The sequence below is a fragment of the Candidatus Peribacteria bacterium genome (genome assembly GCA_023038255.1).
Lineage (GTDB): Bacteria > Patescibacteriota > Gracilibacteria > Peribacterales > Peribacteraceae > CALREJ01.
This window is the reverse complement of the sequence record CP082927.1, coordinates 1,198,513-1,216,225: the sequence shown is the minus strand read 5'-3', so window position 1 is coordinate 1,216,225 and position 17,713 is coordinate 1,198,513. Positions and strand designations below refer to the sequence as shown.

At 50.9% G+C, this 17,713-nt stretch carries 22 protein-coding genes and 1 rRNA gene; 14 read left to right on the top strand and 9 right to left on the bottom strand.

What is annotated here, in order from left to right:
- Window positions 1–117: 117 nt before the first annotated feature.
- Entirely contained in the window at window positions 118–1,293 is a 1,176-nt protein-coding gene (gene ftsW / locus K8942_05995) for a putative lipid II flippase FtsW (GenBank protein ID UPA22567.1), read from the bottom strand.
- 89 nt (window positions 1,294–1,382) lie between these two features.
- On the opposite strand from ftsW, the gene lspA reads away from it, so the two are divergent.
- Window positions 1,383–1,814: a signal peptidase II gene (gene lspA, locus K8942_05990; GenBank protein UPA22566.1), complete on the top strand. Its 432-nt coding sequence runs from the start codon at window positions 1,383–1,385 to the stop codon at window positions 1,812–1,814.
- Window positions 1,815–1,922: 108 nt separating this feature from the next.
- Window positions 1,923–2,714, top strand: a complete 792-nt coding sequence (locus tag K8942_05985; GenBank protein UPA22565.1) for a tetratricopeptide repeat protein — start codon at window positions 1,923–1,925, stop codon at window positions 2,712–2,714.
- 60 nt (window positions 2,715–2,774) lie between these two features.
- Here the strand turns inward: K8942_05985 and K8942_05980 are convergent, their stop codons facing one another.
- Complete coding sequence (locus K8942_05980; GenBank protein ID UPA22564.1) at window positions 2,775–3,062, bottom strand: (2Fe-2S)-binding protein; 288 nt, start codon at window positions 3,060–3,062, stop codon at window positions 2,775–2,777.
- Window positions 3,063–3,750: 688 nt separating this feature from the next.
- Here K8942_05980 and sufC point away from each other — a divergent pair.
- Entirely contained in the window at window positions 3,751–4,539 is a 789-nt protein-coding gene (gene sufC, locus K8942_05975) for a Fe-S cluster assembly ATPase SufC (GenBank protein ID UPA22563.1), read from the top strand.
- A gap of 109 nt (window positions 4,540–4,648) precedes the next feature.
- The gene (locus K8942_05970) at window positions 4,649–5,404 is read left to right on the top strand and encodes an SIMPL domain-containing protein (GenBank protein UPA22562.1); all 756 of its coding nucleotides are present in this window, start codon (window positions 4,649–4,651) and stop codon (window positions 5,402–5,404) included.
- 107 nt (window positions 5,405–5,511) lie between these two features.
- On the opposite strand, the gene K8942_05965 is transcribed toward K8942_05970, so the two are convergent.
- The 5 genes from K8942_05965 to K8942_05945 all read right to left on the bottom strand — a co-directional run bounded on the left by K8942_05965 (window position 5,512) and on the right by K8942_05945 (window position 7,136).
- A complete protein-coding gene (locus K8942_05965) occupies window positions 5,512–5,679 on the bottom strand; it encodes a hypothetical protein (GenBank protein UPA22561.1) in 168 nt (55 codons plus the stop codon).
- A 1-nt stretch (window position 5,680) separates the two neighbouring features.
- Window positions 5,681–5,899 (bottom strand): hypothetical protein, encoded by a 219-nt coding sequence (locus K8942_05960; GenBank protein ID UPA22560.1) that lies wholly within the window; start codon window positions 5,897–5,899, stop codon window positions 5,681–5,683.
- A gap of 246 nt (window positions 5,900–6,145) precedes the next feature.
- Window positions 6,146–6,532 (bottom strand): hypothetical protein, encoded by a 387-nt coding sequence (locus tag K8942_05955; protein UPA22559.1) that lies wholly within the window; start codon window positions 6,530–6,532, stop codon window positions 6,146–6,148.
- 255 nt (window positions 6,533–6,787) lie between these two features.
- Window positions 6,788–6,940, bottom strand: a complete 153-nt coding sequence (locus K8942_05950; protein ID UPA22558.1) for a hypothetical protein — start codon at window positions 6,938–6,940, stop codon at window positions 6,788–6,790.
- A gap of 19 nt (window positions 6,941–6,959) precedes the next feature.
- Window positions 6,960–7,136, bottom strand: a complete 177-nt coding sequence (locus K8942_05945; GenBank protein UPA22557.1) for a hypothetical protein — start codon at window positions 7,134–7,136, stop codon at window positions 6,960–6,962.
- 609 nt (window positions 7,137–7,745) lie between these two features.
- Here K8942_05945 and K8942_05940 point away from each other — a divergent pair.
- The 5 genes from K8942_05940 to K8942_05920 all read left to right on the top strand — a co-directional run bounded on the left by K8942_05940 (window position 7,746) and on the right by K8942_05920 (window position 11,831).
- Window positions 7,746–8,396, top strand: coding sequence for a hypothetical protein (locus tag K8942_05940; protein UPA22556.1), 651 nt, complete (start codon window positions 7,746–7,748; stop codon window positions 8,394–8,396).
- Between the two features lie 48 nt (window positions 8,397–8,444).
- The gene (locus K8942_05935; GenBank protein UPA22555.1) at window positions 8,445–8,882 is read left to right on the top strand and encodes a hypothetical protein; all 438 of its coding nucleotides are present in this window, start codon (window positions 8,445–8,447) and stop codon (window positions 8,880–8,882) included.
- A gap of 20 nt (window positions 8,883–8,902) precedes the next feature.
- A complete protein-coding gene (sufB, locus tag K8942_05930) occupies window positions 8,903–10,345 on the top strand; it encodes a Fe-S cluster assembly protein SufB (GenBank protein UPA22554.1) in 1,443 nt (480 codons plus the stop codon).
- Between the two features lie 153 nt (window positions 10,346–10,498).
- Window positions 10,499–11,335 (top strand): hypothetical protein, encoded by an 837-nt coding sequence (locus K8942_05925; protein UPA22553.1) that lies wholly within the window; start codon window positions 10,499–10,501, stop codon window positions 11,333–11,335.
- Window positions 11,336–11,420: 85 nt separating this feature from the next.
- Window positions 11,421–11,831: a hypothetical protein gene (locus K8942_05920; protein ID UPA22552.1), complete on the top strand. Its 411-nt coding sequence runs from the start codon at window positions 11,421–11,423 to the stop codon at window positions 11,829–11,831.
- Here K8942_05920 and K8942_05915 read toward each other — a convergent pair.
- Entirely contained in the window at window positions 11,825–12,079 is a 255-nt protein-coding gene (locus K8942_05915) for a hypothetical protein (GenBank protein ID UPA22551.1), read from the bottom strand. The two genes, K8942_05920 and K8942_05915, sit on opposite strands and share 7 nt — an antisense overlap.
- 72 nt (window positions 12,080–12,151) lie before the next feature.
- Here K8942_05915 and K8942_05910 point away from each other — a divergent pair, with 72 nt between their 5' ends.
- A complete protein-coding gene (locus tag K8942_05910; GenBank protein UPA22550.1) occupies window positions 12,152–12,979 on the top strand; it encodes a SufD family Fe-S cluster assembly protein in 828 nt (275 codons plus the stop codon).
- Between the two features lie 437 nt (window positions 12,980–13,416).
- Window positions 13,417–13,842, top strand: a complete 426-nt coding sequence (locus K8942_05905) for a low affinity iron permease family protein (protein UPA23151.1) — start codon at window positions 13,417–13,419, stop codon at window positions 13,840–13,842.
- Window positions 13,843–14,084: 242 nt separating this feature from the next.
- On the opposite strand, the gene K8942_05900 is transcribed toward K8942_05905, so the two are convergent.
- Window positions 14,085–15,550 (bottom strand): 16S ribosomal RNA (locus tag K8942_05900).
- A 417-nt stretch (window positions 15,551–15,967) separates the two neighbouring features.
- On the opposite strand from K8942_05900, the gene K8942_05895 reads away from it, so the two are divergent.
- The 3 genes from K8942_05895 to rpsR all read left to right on the top strand — a co-directional run bounded on the left by K8942_05895 (window position 15,968) and on the right by rpsR (window position 17,700).
- Complete coding sequence (locus tag K8942_05895; GenBank protein ID UPA22549.1) at window positions 15,968–16,720, top strand: hypothetical protein; 753 nt, start codon at window positions 15,968–15,970, stop codon at window positions 16,718–16,720.
- Window positions 16,721–16,828: 108 nt separating this feature from the next.
- Complete coding sequence (rpsF, locus tag K8942_05890; GenBank protein ID UPA22548.1) at window positions 16,829–17,419, top strand: 30S ribosomal protein S6; 591 nt, start codon at window positions 16,829–16,831, stop codon at window positions 17,417–17,419.
- Between the two features lie 44 nt (window positions 17,420–17,463).
- Complete coding sequence (rpsR, locus tag K8942_05885; protein ID UPA22547.1) at window positions 17,464–17,700, top strand: 30S ribosomal protein S18; 237 nt, start codon at window positions 17,464–17,466, stop codon at window positions 17,698–17,700.
- Window positions 17,701–17,713: the final 13 nt, after the last annotated feature.

The window sequence follows — 17,713 nt, the reverse complement described above, 5'->3', positions numbered from 1 at the left end:
CGGCGGGCGAGTAATGGGTGATGGGTTATGAGTTATGGGAAAGAGCCGTCTTTGAAGTTTAGAAAATCAAAAAAAATTCCATTCCCCATAACTCATAACCGGTCACCCATAACCTCATTAGATCATCTTCAGCTTCCGCGCCGGCCGTCTCTCTGCGAGTGTTCCCTCCGTTGAGTACATGGAAATATTCAGAAGAATGCCGACGCCGATCAGTGTGGCGAGAAGGGAAGATCCTCCGTAGCTGATGAATGGCAACGTGAGTCCGGTGAGCGGGAAGAGTGCGAGGTTGATGGAGATATTGATAATGCTCTGGAACGCGAGCCAGGTGGTGATGCCGGTTGCAACCAGGAATCCGAAACGGTCCGGGGCTTCGCGTGCGATTTTGTAGCCGCGGATAATCAGGATGGCGTACATGGAAAGAATGATCAGCAACCGGAAGAAACCGAGCTCTTCCGCCATCGCAGAGAAAATCATGTCGGACTCCACTTCCGGCAGGTACCCGAATTTCTGGATCGACTTTCCGTACCCCACGCCAAATGCGCCGCCGGACCCGATCGCGATCAATGCCTGTTTGATCTGGAATCCGATCGTCTCACTGATGCGCGGATCAGTCGGGGAGAGCCATGCCTCGAAACGGTCACGCACGTATTGCTTGCTGAGGATAACCGGCAGTCCGGCCACACCGGCGAGAATGCCTCCGGCAGCCAGGTGGAAAATGTTGCCACCCGCAATGAAGAACATGGTTGATGCAATGGCGCTCAGCACCAGGAACGATCCGAGATCCGGCTGGATGGCGACGAGGAAAGTGGAGAGCAGAAGCAGGATTGCAAACGGCAAAAATCCTTCCTTAAACGTTCCGATCAGCTGCTCGCGTTTCTGGAGCCACACAGCAAGGTAAAAGACGAGTGTGATTTTCAAAAACTCCGACGGCTGAAAGGAAATAGGTCCGAGGATCAGCCAGCTGGTTGCGGTGCCGTATTCGTTGCGGAGGCCCGGCATGAACACGAGGATCAGCGAGAGAATCGTTCCCAAAAACAGCCAGCGCGCGAACCGCTCCCACAGACGATAGGGAATCATCGACACAAACATCATCACCCCGAGGCCGAAGAAAATATGCATGGCGCTGCGCTTCAGATAGAACGCATTGTGCGGCGCATCGAGCAGGCCCTGATTCACAAGATTCTGCGTAATCTGATAGCTCTTGAACACGCTCACGCTCGCAATCATCGCAAGACCAAACAGCGCGAGGCCGATTGCGATGCCGAGGAGCAGGAGATCCATGCGCTTGAACATGGACGTCAGCTTATAGCTTCTAGCTGTCAGCTTCTAGGAAATCGCACCGAAACCTGGATGCCAGGAATCGAAACCTCTATTCTCTTCACATGTCTCTTTTCATCATCACTGCCATTGCTGCACTTGCGTCGAGTCTCATTGCCAAGTGGCTTGTTGATGCGTTTCTTGACGAGCGCATTCCTGTTCTCGGTACTTTTGCCGGATTGGAACTTGCACATAACTCCGGCGTTGCGTTTGGCCTTCGCCTGCCATCCGGGTGGCAGGAAGCGGTGATTATCGGCGCGCTCTTCTTTGTCTGTGTTCTTGCCTACAAAACAAAGAAGACACTCGCATCATCACTTGGGTATGGACTGATTGTGGGCGGGGCATTGGGGAATGTGCTGGATCGCCTGCGGGATGGTGTGGTGACAGACTTCTTTCAGGTCGGCTCATTCCCGATTTTCAACATTGCCGACAGTTGCATCACCATTGGTGTGCTGTTTTTGCTTGCGGAGACTTTGGGAATAGTTCGTAGCAACTAAGTTGCGACACAGTGTTCCTTGCGGGATGGCGGATTTTTGTTAACCTGTCTTGTCCTTGCGCATCCCGCGTGGTAGGATTTCCTGCTGATTCCGTCACTTTTTCCAGTCGTGATCTACGCCATCGTTTTTCTCGGCTCACTCCTCGGTATCGTCCTGATTGTCGGACTGCGCATTCTGCTACGCCAGCGCACCATCCGGCGCTTTGTCCGTTCCGTACGCACGCGTTTTGAATCTGCAGAGCAGCGCGGTGCTGTCCTTGTCGACGAAACCGTTATCGATAAGCCCCGCAAAAACCCCCGCACATCCGCCATTGAACTTCAGCAAGTCCGCTCTCTTCTGCACAGCGCCGATAAGGCGTGGAAGCAGGGGCGTTTTGAAGAAGTGGAACGCCTGCTCATTCAGGCTCTGACGGTGCACCCGATGGACGAGAGTGTGAGCGCAGAACTTGCGAAGCTCTACCTCACGACCAACCGTGAATCGAAGGCAGAGGCGATGTACCGCGAACTCCTGCAACGCAGTAATGATGTTTCGTTCCACGCAAACCTCGGACTCGCATACTATCGTCAGGGGAAATACATGGAAGCGTGCTACGCGTATCAGGACGCTCTTAACCTCGACCCGAAAAATCCGGAACGCTCCGCCGCTCTCGGCCGCGCCTGTATTGCCGCCCAGCGCTTTGAAGAAGCGGCACCACTCCTCGAAAAGGCATCAGCGTTCTTGTCCCGCGATATTGAACTCCTGCATCTTCTGGCTGAGTGTTATTTGCAGCTCAACATGCGCGACAATGCTGAGGAGACCTATCGCCGCATCAATAAGCTTGAGCCGTATAATGAAGATGTAAAAGCGAAGATGAGGAGCATTGCTGAGGCTGCTACAGACACGGGGGCGGTACCTGCTTAAGGCGGTGAATTATGATTTATGAATTACGAATTATGCGGCGCTTCATTCATAAATCATAAATCAGTACTCAATGACTTCGACTGTCACATCGCCCATCACTTCACTCTGACAGCTGAGGCGATCGGGATCGTTCACAATGCCCATGTTTTCCTCCCGGTCGTTTCGGGGGCTGAGGTTCCCCATGCCTTCCTTCACTTTACACATGCAGGTCGTGCAGAAGCCGTTACCGCCGCAGGCGTGTTCCATCGGAATACCGTTATCCAGCGCAATGTGCAGGATACGTTCACCTTCTGCCGCTTCCACGACAGTAATCTGGCCGTTTTCCTGGATAAAGGTGACTTTGGGCATTTCCCGGTTATAGGTAATGAGTGATGGGTTACGGGGCACGAAGTATAGAGATGAAGCAGCTTTTTGGCGATAATTGACGGGCGGAGATTGTAAAGTATGCTAAACGCAGCTCTTTCTCTGTATCGGCGCTTGTCGACGGGAAAGAGGGCTTTTCAGGGGATATCCGATGAAACAAAAAGGACCACTGTCATGCATGGAAATATTGGTCATCATCGCTATTGCCGCTTTAATCTATGCGATATGGCCATGGGTACGATCTGCTTCCCACGACGGGGCCATCCGTGATCGACATGGAAATGAGAGGATCATGCAAAGACTATGATCCATCATGCTGCTACAGAACCGCCTGTATCTACGTATTGATACGGGCTTTTTGATGATTGACGGGTAGGGATTTTATTCTAAGATGCTGGCTAAGCTACTTTACAACACCAGGGTGGTGCAGGGGTGGCAGGCGCTTTTTAGGGAGGATCCAGATCATGCGTCGGGGTTTGAGCAATAACAGCCCATTCGGGCGCTACATGGCGATTGCAGCGGGTCTTCTTATTCTCGCAGGCTTCTTGGCCATTGCTCTCACAGCCCAGAAATGAAAGGACTGGCGTTTGTGGCTTACGGGCCGTCTTCCCCCAAGACGGCCCAAGCTTTCAGAAAGCACTCTGTGAATTTTTCCTGTACTCTGTAGCCCTTCATGACCTCTCTCCTCACCATCACCGATCTCCATGTGTCCGTTGCGAATACGGAGATTGTCCGTGGACTGAATCTGGAGATGAACGAAGGCGAAGTCCACGCCATTATGGGGCCGAATGGATCGGGGAAATCGACGCTTGTGAATGCGCTGATGGGGCATCCCGCATACACGATTACCGGCGGATCAGTTCAGTTTCGCGGTGAAGATATTCTGGCAATGGAACCGCACGAACGTGCGCAGGCGGGGCTCTTTCTGGCGTTCCAGTATCCGAAGGAAATCAGTGGCGTCTCCCTTCGCAGTTTTCTGCTTGCTGCTCACCGCGCACAGGTTGCTGCACATCCGGAGATGACGCGCCTCTCACCATTGCAGTTTCAGAAAGTGTTGGGGGCCGAGATGGAAAAACTGCACATGAATCCCGCATTTGCCGACCGTTCCATCAATCAGGGATTTTCCGGCGGTGAAAAGAAGAAGGCCGAGATATTACAAATGGCAATCCTGAAACCATCGCTTGCTCTTATGGATGAAACAGATTCCGGACTGGATGTGGATGCGCTGAAGATTGTTGCGGAGGGAGTGAACAGACTGCGATCGGAGCATGTCGGATGCAGTGCACTCATCGTCACGCACTACGCACGTATTCTCGACTACATCACGCCCGACACCGTGCACGTGATGGTGAAAGGGAAGATTGTGCAGAGCGGAGGCGCGGAGTTTGCGCATCAGCTGGAAAAGGAAGGGTATGCCCAGTTTGGTGGGGCGCCATCGGCCAGTATTCCGCTGGAGATCTGAAAAAAATGTAACCAAATACAATCTTGTTCGTAATACATAGTGATATTTTTCAATACTCCACGCTGCATCTTTCTTGTATCGTGGACAGTATTTCCTTCCCCCTTTCTTTATGGCCTCAGAACAGACCATCAATATCCGGCCGCCGATGTGGCTTCCTATCCTCGCTGTCGTGATTGGCGGTGCGTTTTATCTTGCGGGTAAGCAGATGGAAAAGAGCCCGGCATCGTCCGTTCCCGGGACCATAACGGTGACCGGTGAAGGAAAAGCATTTGTCACTCCGGATATTGCAAGCATCAGCTTTGGTATGCAGACCGGTCAGCAGAAGACGGCCGCTGTGGCGATGCAGAAACTAAGTGACAACATGAATAAGATTTACGAGGCACTGCAGGAAGCGGGCATCGACAAGAAAGACATTGCGACGGAAAACTTCTGGTTGAACCCTGTCTATAACTGGCAGACCGGCACACAGATTCTTCAGGGCTACGAAGCGAACCAGAGTCTGCGCGTGAAAGTGCGTGACCTCGATAAAATCAGTGATGTCGTTGGCGCTGCAACTGCAGCCGGTGCGAACCAGGCGGGCAGCGTGAACTTCACCGTGGATGATCCGGAAGCAAAGCGCGCTGAGGCACGGAAGGAGGCGATTGAGCAGGCGAAGGAGAAGGCACAGGAACTTGCACGTCAGTTGGGTGTGAGTCTGGGTGACCTGAAGGGCTTCAGTGAAGGCTACAACGGAGGCGTCATCGCGCCATATGCAACCATGATGCGCTCGGAAGGAATGGGCGGAGGCGCAGATAACAGTCTGCCGTTGCCGTCCGGAGAGCAGGAGATGGCAGTCACAGTCACGGTGACATATGAATTGAATTAATCTCTGCAGACAGAGACAGGAAGCCCTGCCCCGTGCAGGGTTTTTTGTATGCAAAAAAAGATCCGTTTCATGTCGTGAGACATGAGCGGATCGGGGGTGTCATTTCTTCAGAGGGAAATGACTTGTGTGATTTCGTTGTCCATTTGCTTGCCGCGTAGTCCTGTGCACCAGAAAAAGAGTACCAGTGCCGACAGGAACAGTGGACCGAACATATACAGGGCAACGAATGCCATGGCATTTTCGGTCGGAGGAGCTGCTGCCTTTCTTCTTTTCATGTTATAGCCATTTCATTTTGAAACCCGCCCAAAACAGCAGGCCGATTATTACCAGACTGATAGCCGGGTGAATCATGAGCCCCACACATAATAATGCTGTACTGGGCATGCCGAGGGAGGCAATCACCAGTGCAAATTCGATCGGGGAGTCCCAGGCGTGCTCGTTCTTGCAGAGAGCCTTCTTCATTCTTCGGAGTAACACGGCAGAGAGTCCTTTCATGCAGAAGTCAGTGGACGATGTTTTGAAATAACACAAAACCGGCGTGTTCCCTTGCGGGGACGTCCGGATGCGCTATGTGTACCAGAATCTTGCAAGTATTTCAAGGCTCTAGAGACGACTTTTTATTTTTGTAAAACAGCAGTATACATAAGCCAATTGCCAAAATGCCCACTATCTCTGTGCAGAGAAGCGGGCGGGTGATTGTGTGCCGGCAGGCCGGCACACAGGGTTTTTTTCGGCGTGAATTTATCGTGAGGCCATTTTTTTCTGCATCTTCTTGACGGGGTGAACAATCGCGCAGGCGCCCATGTCTTTTATGGTAACCGGAACGACTGCGACCATTTGCCCCTCAAACATCTGATCGATTTTTTCGAGCAGCATCTTCTGCTGGTCATTGGTGCTGATGAATTTGGGAGGGGGAAATCCCACCGTGTGGACGCCGTTTTCTGTCAGGACAAAAACATCCGCACGGTAGTCTGCCTCCTTATTCTGGTTGCCCTCTTTTATTATACTGTTCATTGCTGCACCCAGACCGCCTACACAGAGGATAATGACTCCCCATACCATGAGGGCTGCTGCATTTTCCTGGAGTACATTGATCCCATTTGTTGCCATCTTGCGTAGTGTCGACATGTTCCACCCCTTTTTTGAACACTGGAATGAGAGGACATCTCACATTCACGTTGATTGAAAAGAACCACAAAACGCCCGCAACCGTTTCCGGCTCCAGGTGACGGGTCTTTATCACAGCAGAAAAAATATTTCAAGACTCTAAGAGCGACTTTTTCTTTCTGCATACGCAGCATCGACACAATAAAAAAGACCCGCTTCTTCCAATGGGAAGAGCAGGTCGGGGATGGCTGGTCTATGGGCCAGCTTGCCGTTTTCTTACTTGCTGGTGCTGGTCATAACAGTCGAAGATGTTTGCTTGAATTGGTAAGGGGGATTGGTGTGGTAGTACAGCAGGCCTGCAATGGTGATAAAAACTGCCATTGCGATTTCTGTGATTCCCACGTCGCTATTTTTGCGTTTCTTTTCCATGAGCTGGAATTCCTTGTTTCTATTGCCATGCAGTGGTTCTTCCGCTCGATGTCTGTCGAACGGATTTGGTTTCAGACATCACCTTTTTCAGATCCATATATCCTCCGTAGAGGACATAGAGACCGACAATGCTCCAGAGGACAACCACCACCCAGTTCGGGCGTTCTTTGTCGGGCAGTGCGCAACTATTGCTCATCCGTATTCCTTTCTTGGGAGGTTTGGAGTGTGTGTTCCGGCGGATGCCGGATGGTAACCATTTCCATCATGCCTACAATGGTGATGACAAACAGGACGAGTCCTAGAAATGATAGAATTGCTCCCCACATGTCCCTTACAGTTTCTCCAGCTTTCTCTTCCTGTGTACTACTTGTGACCGATGACATGAAAATCTCCTTCTATGCCAGCAACCAGTGTTTTCAAATAACGAAACGACAAAACCTCCGAGGGCTGTTCGGGGCCATCAGATTGCGCAGCTTGTATCAGAAGCAGAAAAATATTTCAAGACTCTAAGAGCAGCTTTTGCAAAAGGGCATCCTGCGGGTGAACGATCAGTCCTTTGGCCCTATTCGACGTATACGATAGTTTTCCACACTGATTCTCTGGTGAGGTGCACGAAGACATACCCATTGCTGCTGCCGACTTTTCTCCGATATTCCCTTACATTTTCTTCTGATTTTTCAGGTGCACGATTGTCTCTTTCAAGCCCGCAAAAACCGGGTTACACAAGAAAAATTGGCAGTTTGTATGACAAACTTTTCATTCTTCACAAGAGATGATCATTGTTCTTTCTGCTACAGTGTCTTCCATGCAGTTTTCACGCGCATTCCGGGTTGCCGCACTTCTCCTCCTCTTAAGTGCCTGTTCATCATCTGATACATATCTGGATGAGCCGCTTGTTCCCGCTGATGAAACCGATGTTGTGACGAGTGCGCCTTTCACCTACGGCGCCGATTGTCCGCCGATGAATACTGATCCTGCAAACACCTCAGTGGTGTATAGCAATACAGAAATGGGTATCCGTTTTTCCATTCCGTATAACGAGAAGTGGGGATCAACAGCAGAGCATTTTCCCCCGTATGTGAATCATCAGTCCACTGAGTCTTTCCCCTATGGATACGTTCTCTTCGGGCCGCCCATATCGAACTTCAATCCGGACCCCACCCTCTGCAACCCCGGACGCTCTTACGAACTCACCTTCCTCCCTGCCCGTACTGCAAACCAGACGGTTCGCATTGTTGAAGGGCGTGGTAATGAAGTTGTTCCAAACACGACTGTCCGCACCATCAACGGCTTAACAGTTGTGGAATACACCGATGCTGGCTTGTGTTCGTATCCGACCATGGAAGTCATCGGCACGGACTATAACTACAGCTTCACAACTGGATGCGGGACGGATGAGGAGGGGGAATGGACATACCTGGAAGAGATAGTTAAAACGGTCGAATTGACAAAATAATAAAAGTGATTGACGGCGTGCAAAAGAATTCTAGAATGCCGCCGCTTTATGGAAAGTGAGACAATCGACATTGCAGTGGCTCCAGTGGAGGATGTGACTCAAGAAGTCACTGAGGTGGAGGACGACGATCTTTTCCGTATCAGCGCCATCACCAGAGATTTTTTGCGTGGATTTTACGAAGATTTTCTTCTGGATTCCAAAAGTAGCCGGTCACGTTTTATGCTGGAAAGATTTCTACGTGTTTCCCTGTTGGAGGGGCGAATTCTGGCAGAGAAGAGAGATTTCCGGCCTCATAGAATGATGCGGGCACTCTACGCTGACACACGGTCTTTGCCCGCACTGCGTCTGAAGATGCTGAGAGCGCATTCTCCTGAGGATGTTATCTGTTATACCGAGGCGGAACTGGATACATTGTTTCAATATGCATTATATGATGGCATGAGGGCTGAATTCGCCGATTGGGATGCAAAAATCGAGGAGGAATAGTCGTGCTATACTCTTACCGTATGACTCGCGTCAAAGACCCTCTTTCAACGGCCGCAAAACCAGACGACAAGATGATTTTCGGGGAACTCTCGCGCGATATTTTCGATACGCCGAATCAGTCTGCCTACGCCGATGGCCTCAAGAAAGGAGTCGACGAGGAACTGGTGCGGAAGATCAGCGCGGATAAAAATGAACCGGTGTGGATGCTGGAACATCGTTTGGCATCCCTGAAGATTTTTAAAGAAAAACCGATGCCGACGTGGGGGGCGGATCTCTCGACACTCGATCTCGACAACATCATCTACTACGCATCTGCCGGAACGCAGGAGACGAATGACTGGGGCGAAGTACCGGAGGATATCCGCCGCGTGTACGACCGTCTTGGTATTCCGGAAGCCGAACGGAAAATGCTCGCGGGAGTGGGTGCCCAGTATGAAAGCGAGATGGTGTATCACAATCTGAAAAAAGAGTGGGAGGACCTGGGAGTGATCTTCCTCGACATGGATGATGCCCTCCAGACACATCCGAATCTCGTGAAAGAATATTTCATGAAGTGCGTCCCGAATACCGACCATAAATTTGCAGCCCTCCATGGAGCGGTGTGGAGCGGGGGAACGTTTCTGTATGTGCCGAAAGGTGTGAAAATCCGCGAACCCCTGCAGGCATATTTCCGCATGAACGCAAAGAACATGGGGCAGTTTGAGCACACACTGATCATCGTGGAAGATGGTGCTGATGCGCACTACATCGAAGGATGTTCTGCACCGAAGTACGGCAGTCAGGGGCTCCATGCGGGGCTCGTCGAAATTTTTGTGAAGGACGGCGCGAAGTGCCGGTATTCCTCCGTCGAAAACTGGAGTCGTGATACCTATAACCTGAATACCAAGCGTGCGATCGTGCAGAAAGATGCGATCATGGAATGGATTGGCGGGAATATGGGATCGGGTGTGACAATGCTCTATCCATGCTCAGTGCTTGTGGGCGAAGGCGCACGCTGCGATCACATGGCGATCGCGTTTGCGAATAAGGGGCAGTGGCAGGACACAGGTGCGAAGGTGTTTCACATGGCGCCGCACACCACATCGAAAGTGACATCAAAGAGCATCAGCAAAGACGGTGGTGTGGCAGTGTACCGCGGTCAGCTCAAAATTGCCCCGCACGCGCACGATTGCACGGCCAACGTGGAATGTGACGCTCTGCTCCTTGATGAGATCAGCAGGACCGATACCGTGCCCGACATTCAGGTCCGTAATAACGATGTGACGATCGCACATGAGGCGACCGTCGGCCGTCTTTCCGAAGAAGATATTTTCTACCTCACATCCCGTGGCATTGCCGAAGAGGAGGCGCGGGCCATGATTGTGAACGGATTTATTGAGCCGATTGTGCGCCAGCTGCCATTGGAATATGCCGTTGAAATGAACCGCTTGATTGAGCTGGAGATGGAGGGAAGTGTGGGATAAAGCCGGCCTGCCAGCTGCTGCTTTGCAGTAACAATCCTATCCTCCTGCGCTCTCATTCCGGCAAACCGTCTCGCTCTTTCTAAAGATGAGAGGATCAGTTGAGGAAAGCAGCTGGCGTATTGCATATATAATTAAATGTTTTATAATGCAGATATGCCAGCAGAAGACGTTCTTGAGAGGCTAGTGGAAGGGGGCTACCTTCAGGATCGCACACCAGAAGTGCAACAGCAGTGGGCGCAACGTTTTACGAACGTGGGCACATCGATTCGCAAAGCGATGGTGGTGACACTCTGTGAAGTGCACGGCAAGCCTCCCTCAAATGTGCGCGACATGCTGAAGCACTTTGCAGGAGCTGCAGGTTCCATCCCAAGATCGGTCTCACAATCACCTGCAACACAGTCTCCATTGGCGGCATCTGTTTCCGTTCTCCCCTCCGCTTCAGTGCCAGACCTTCTCGATACTCTTGATACGTCAGTGCAGGATGAAGAGGCGGCGGATCAGGCTGCGATGGCAGGAGTGCCGGGTGATGTAGAAACGCAAACAGATGACACGGAGTCTGCCGAGGACACTAATAATGGTTTGGAGCTGAGATCGTCGGGTGTCGACCCTGAAACAGCTGGTAGCGGCAGTGAAGCATCAGATAACGATGTTGTGGATGATGCCCGTTCTCTGGAAGAAGCATTGGATGATGAATGTGATTTGGACGCAGATGTTTTGGACGAAGATGATTTTGATGAAGTCGGGGAATTGATTGCATATGAACCAGAAGACTTTGCCGCCTTGGGCATTGATCCCCGCAACCCCACAAGAGCGAAGCCGGGTTCCGAGACAAAGATTCTCACTCTGGCTGCTCGCTATCAATCCGGGCTGCCTCTTTGGCATGACGAAGACAATAAAACACATGCAGTCGGTGTGAGCCCGAGTACGCTTGATACTGATGAAGAATGGGGCTCGGACCCGGAAGTGGAAGAGGAAGTTGGTTTGTCATAATTTGGCTTTCTAAAGCCATTGGTAAAAGGATAAATCTTCTTGTTTTCATACAATCTTCAGGCATACTCCCGGTCTCGTTTTTCCTATGCGTCTTCTCGAAGATCCGCCTTTGGCTGTTTCCAAACCCACGTTCCGTGAGCTTTCAACCGCTCTGGAGAATGCGCGTTCTGTGCTTGGAATCAATACCGATATTTACCAGCGCAGAATTCAGGATGTTCTGACAAACAAGAGACTCTCTCCCGATCATGCTGCGACGAAAAAAGTCTCTCTTGAAGTACGTGCATTACTGTTTATGCAGATGCTTGATTTGGATGAACTCCTGCAGGGTCCGCTTGTCTCAAAAGAGTCCGGGACAGAGACATTTCCACGTTTGTACCAGGCGCCGGAAACCGAGGAACCGACAGATCCAGATAACAACCCGCATATTCTCGCATTCTCTGTAGACATACAAAGCACTCTTAAAATATGGGGAACGGGTGTGCAGAAAGCCTACTGAACAATCTTCTCTACTTTTGCCTGGATGTATTCGAATGTTTTGCTGATTGCAGGAGACAGCAGAATGCCGTTTCCATCTTTCGTGTCCAGAATGAGCAGCATATGAGCAATCTCCACGTCACCCACGCCACTGTCTCGTGCATCGGCGTACGCAGTTTCAACAGCGATCTCATCACCGTCTTTGTGTGCATCGACTAACGCCCGTACCAATTCTTCCTTCGTTCTGCCGCCGGAAATCTCGGGTTTCATAATGATATTATATAATATTAATACTATTTATCAAATACAGACGGAACCGCTAGAAACAGATAGAATGCCTCTGTGAGCATTCCATCTCTTTCGTCGGCTGACATCTCTATCCCCGCAGGGGCCACTGAAACCAAGGATGTCACTTTTTCTGATGCAGTGGCGCCGCTTAGAGTGACGGTAGGACAGGATGCAACATTCACACTGCTGATTCGTTTAACAGCCAGTGCCAAACAGATGTCCCATGATATTGATGTGTCGGTTGCTGCAGGTGCACGTTGCACGATCATCACCGTCAACACTGCGCGCGATGGTGTGATTGATATTAACCAGGGGGGAGTGGTAGCCGATGGTGGCGTGCTTCGCTGGCAAAACATCACGCTTGGCAATGCAGTGACGGTACACAATCTCCGGTCGCGTGTGGAAGGCGCCCATGGCGAGAGTGCGATTGACTGGATGTTTTACGCAAAGGGGAGCGAGAAACAGCAGATCAACTGCAGAAATGTTTTTGATGGTCGTGAGGGATCCGGCGAGATTCTGATGCGCGGTGTTGCCGAAGAAAAAGGTCATGCGGTTGCCAAAGGGATGATCGAAATCGGCCTTGGCGGTGGCGGCACCAATACGTACCTCACACAGGAAGTGCTGATGCTCGACTCCTCTGCAAAAGTGGATGCGGTGCCGGGGCTCGAGATTAAAACCAATGATGTGAAGGCCAGTCACAGTGCGACGGTCACACGCCTGACGCCGGAAGATCTTTTCTACTTTGCGTCACGCGGCGTGCCGAAAGCCGAAGCGCGCGCGATGTATATTCAGGGATTTCTGGGTGCGATAACGGATCGTATTACGGATGAAAAAGTGAAAGAGGAGATTCTTGGGTTGATTGCGGAGAAATATGCAGCATAAACAAACCCTGCACCAGAATCGGTGCAGGGTTGCCGGTTAATGAGCTGTTCGTTGCCATTCAGCAGCATTCTGCTGCGCAAGCCACTTATCGTGGTCGCCTTTATTGAGGACGTACAAGGATACGGCCACAATGGCTAAAAAAACGCATACGATGATCGTCCTGTTCACTTCTCGATCCACTGACTGTCGTCCTGTCATTTCGCATCTCCTTTGATGTATGCGCCTCCCGACCGTCATCCCCATCAATAGGCAACGATGCAGTCAAAGAACGGCGCGTCTGGAATGTCCAGACTATATATATTATAAAATATAATTACAATAAAGTAAAGTATCTTGAACCATGTATAGACAACCGTACAGGCGGTTTCGCAAGCGCAGGCGGATGGTGACTCCCGTTCTTTTACGTTACGCTACCCTCCATGCCGCGTTCATCTGTGATGGAATACACATCGCCTCACTCCAAGAGTTTGTTTGCCAAGTTTGCCAAGTGGATTGCGAGTGCCGCCGGTCATCCGATTGCATTCTTTTTTGCTATCGCCCTCATTTGTATCTGGGCCTCTGTCGGCCATATTTTCAACTTCAGCAACACGTGGCAGCTGGTGGTGAACACCGGCACGACCATCGTGACCTTCCTGATGGTCTTCCTCATTCAGAATACCCAGAACCGCGACAGTATCGCCATGCAGATCAAACTCGATGAACTCATCCGTGCGGGGGCCAACTCTCACAATGCAGTGATTGATGTGGAGGAGCTGACGGAAAAAGAGCTGAATGCACTTCGATTGAAATACGAAGACATGGCGGAAAAGGCGAGGGCGCATTTACAGAAGAGAAAGAAGACGACGGTTAAACGGAAGAAGTAAGACTGCAGTTCAGATAGGGGAGGGCCTATAGTTTTTATGCTACAAAAAACACCCCTTGCGGGGTGCTGATTGTGTTTTGTGGCGGTCACCACATCGTGTAGTAGAGAGACCTTCCGGGACCAATACTCTGGTTCCTTGCAATGGCAAGAAACAGGGCATTGGTGGTTATTCCCCGGGCAATCAATCATATGTTAGCAATTGAATAACCAGCTAGAGCATATGTAAGAGAGATAACTCCCTGGTAAGGAGATGTTCCATCCGCAGGTTCTCCTACGGATACCTTGTTACGACTTAGTCCCAATCAGTAGTTTCACCGTGGTCCCGCCGCTTGCGCGTAACGGACTTTCGGGTGCTCCTACCTTTCATGACTTGACGGGCGGTGAGTACAAGACCCAGGAACATATTCACCGTGACGTAGCTGATTCACGGTTACTAGCGATTCCAACTTCATGAAGTCGAGTTGCAGACTTCAATCCGAACTGAGACCGGTTTTCTCAGATTTGCTTACCCTCGCGGGTTTGCTGCTGTTTGTACCGGCCATTGTAGCACGGGTGTTGCCCCAGGCATAAGGGCCACGCTGATCTGACGTCATCCTCACCTTCCTCCGCCTTGGAGGCGGCAGTCTCCCATGAAATAACAACATAGGATGAGGGTTGCGCTCGTTGGCTGACTTAACAGTACACCTCAAGGCACGAGCTGACGACGACCGTGCAGCGCCTGTCTCTAGATTCCTTGCGGCACTCCCGAATTTCTTCAGGATTTCTAGGATGTCAAGCCTGGGTGAGGTGCTTCGCTTGTCATCGAATTAAACCCCATGCTCCACCGCTTGTGTGGGTCCCCGTCTATTCCTTTGAGTTTTAGCCTTGCGGCCGTACTTCCCAGGCGGCGAGCTTACCGCGTAAGCTTAAGGCACGGGACCAGATTGAAGGTCCCACACCGAGCTCGCATCGTTGAGGGCGTGGACTACGGGGGTATCTAATCCCCTTTGCTCCCCACGCTTTCGTCTCTGAGTGTCAGTACATCCCTAGCATCCTGCCTTCGCTTTTGGCGTTCCATCGTGTATCTACGGATTTTACCCCTACACACGACATTCCAGATGCCTCTGAATGACTCGATTTTTCTCGTTTCCAACATGGTTACGGAGTTGAGCCCCGTGATTTAATGCCAGACGTGGAAAAACACCTACAGACGCTTTACGCCCAGTAATTCCGAGTAACGCTTGCACCTTCTGTCTTACCGCGGCTGCTGGCACAGAATTAGCCGGTGCTTTCTCCTGAGGTACCGTCAAAAATTTCGTCCCTCAGAACAGAAGTTTACACCCAGAAAGGGCTTCATCCTTCACGCGGTGTCGCTCCATCAGGCTTTCGCCCATTGTGGAAGATTCCTAACTGCTGCCTCCCGTAGGAGTATGGGCCGTTCTCAGTCCCATTCTGGCTGGTCGATCTCTCAATCCAGCTACCCGTCATTGCCTTGGTAAGCCATTACCTTACCAACTAGCTGATAGGGCACAGGCCCCTCCCGAACCGAAACATCTTTACCCTTGCGGGACTATCCGGTATTAGCCCACCTTTCGGTGGGTTATCCCTGAGTTCGGGGTAGGTACCCATGTGTTACGCAGCCGTCCGCCGTGGGTCTAAACCCACTCGACTTGCATGTTTTAGGCGCACCGCCAGCGTTCACTCTGAGCCAGGATCAAACTCTTCGAAAGACTTCCTTTGAGTTTTAATGCCATTCTTACGAACGACCTCTCGGGATCATCTTTAAAGATAATGATAATGGCTACATGATCATAGAGTGATCACTGTAGTAATGAGTTATTTAAGTGCCTCCGCACTTGAGTATTTTGAGTGACTCCTCACTATATATTCAAAGAATATTGGGTTGTGCACCAGATAAGACTTGCGTCTTATAAAGTGACAAACACATCTCTCTACTACACGATGTTGTGAATGAGCCGTCAAAACACCTCCGTCACTCCTTCGCAATGGAAAACCATCTCAAAGAGCGCAGAGTAGGGATACTCTACCAGTCAAAAAGGGTGCGTCAACAGGATTTATATACTTTTCTTCAGAATGCCTGTTTCGCCTCTGGCCCCCACCCCAATCAGGACCCTATACTTCCTGCCGTGCGACGGACTTGTGCGGTCATCTTCGGCCTGGGGATCCTGATAACGCAAACCCATGCACAGCAGCTTGAACGTGCCAAAACAACCAATTATCAGATTCCGAGTGATGTGGTGAGTAGTGGGGGCGGAGACGGTGCAAAGTCCACGAATTATCTTTTAGACGATACAATCGGAGAATCTAATATCGGGTTCGGACGGTCGGGTAATTATGATTTGAATGCAGGGTACCGGCAGCCGGATGGAGGAACATTTCTGTCTTTAACTTGTGAAGATCTGACGAACCTTGGGACCATTACCATGAATGGACAGGCAACTGCGGATAATACCTGCACGGTTATTACGGATCATGATGCGGGGTATGCGTTGATTTGGCAGGTTCGGACGGGAAGTGGTGGCGTGAATACCGGATCGCTCATTTCTACGACGCCACCCCATACCTCTGTCATTCGTCCATTTTCACCAACGGTGACCGATACGCCGCAGACATGGTCTGTTGCTGCCACCGATTCCCGTTGGGGAGGAAGATTGCGTTCAACCAGTACGGATACCGATGTGAAGTGGGGAATAGATAATTCTACCGATAAATGGTTGAATGTTGGAACGGGTAGTTACACCGTTGTATCGCGCGCATCCCGTACATCAGTTGCCGGATCCACGCAGATCCTGCAGTTCAGGGCGGAAGTCGGGGCGACGGCGATTGTGCCGAACGGGGTGTACGAGACGACGGTGACGCTTACAGCCTCTTCCTTATAGAGCAGGCTCATGACGTGAAAACTTGACTCCAGGCCGGAGTCCCCTTATCCTCGCGTCCCCATTTGATTCTCCAACCTCATTTTAGCGTTGGATTTACCCACGAATTCTATGGCTACATTGAAGGAAATTGCCAAAAAGAAGGCAGCCCCGGTCCTGGAACTGGACGAAGACAACGAGCCGCGCATCTATGAAGTTGCGGTTCTCTATCCGTTTCCGATGAACCAGAAAGAGGAAACAACGCTCCAGAAGAGCATCGAGGATATTTTTACAGCAGCCGGTGCGACTCAGGTCATGAAAGACGTCTGGGGACGCCGTGGTCTTGCGTACAAGATCGGTGGCTACACCGAAGGAACGTTCATTATCTATTACTACAACATGGACCCATCCAAGGTGAAGGATGTGGATACAGAACTCCGTATCCTGAAGGGCATGCTCCGTCACATGATTGTGAAGCCGCCCAAGAATTATCAGATTGTTCCGTATGCAGATAACTATCTGAAGTGGAAGGATCAGGAGAAACTGATGCAGGAGAAGGCGACGATGGACAAAGAAGAGAGATTGAAGAAGCAGGTGGTCGACAAGGCAAAGCGCCAGACCAAGAAAGAGGAGAAGCCGGAGGTAAAGGCCACGCCGATGTCCGGTGCCGCTATTACCCAGGAGCTTGATAAGTTGATTTCTGACAAGGATCTCAACATGTAATTTCTATTCTTCACTCTTTAACCTCAACCCTTACCCTTACGAATATGGCTCGCAATCAGAATCAGAACCGTTCCGACCCACGTCTCAAGAAGTGCACCTTCTGTGACAAAGAGGTCAAATATGTCGACTACAAGGACTACCCCATCATGAAGCCGTTCATCGACTATTTCGGAAACATCCGCAAGCGTTACTACAGCGGCGTCTGTCTTCGCCACCAGAAAATGCTCAAGCAGGGCGTCGAACGCGCGCGCTTTATGGGAATGCTTGCGTATCGCAAGTAATCCTTCGACTCCG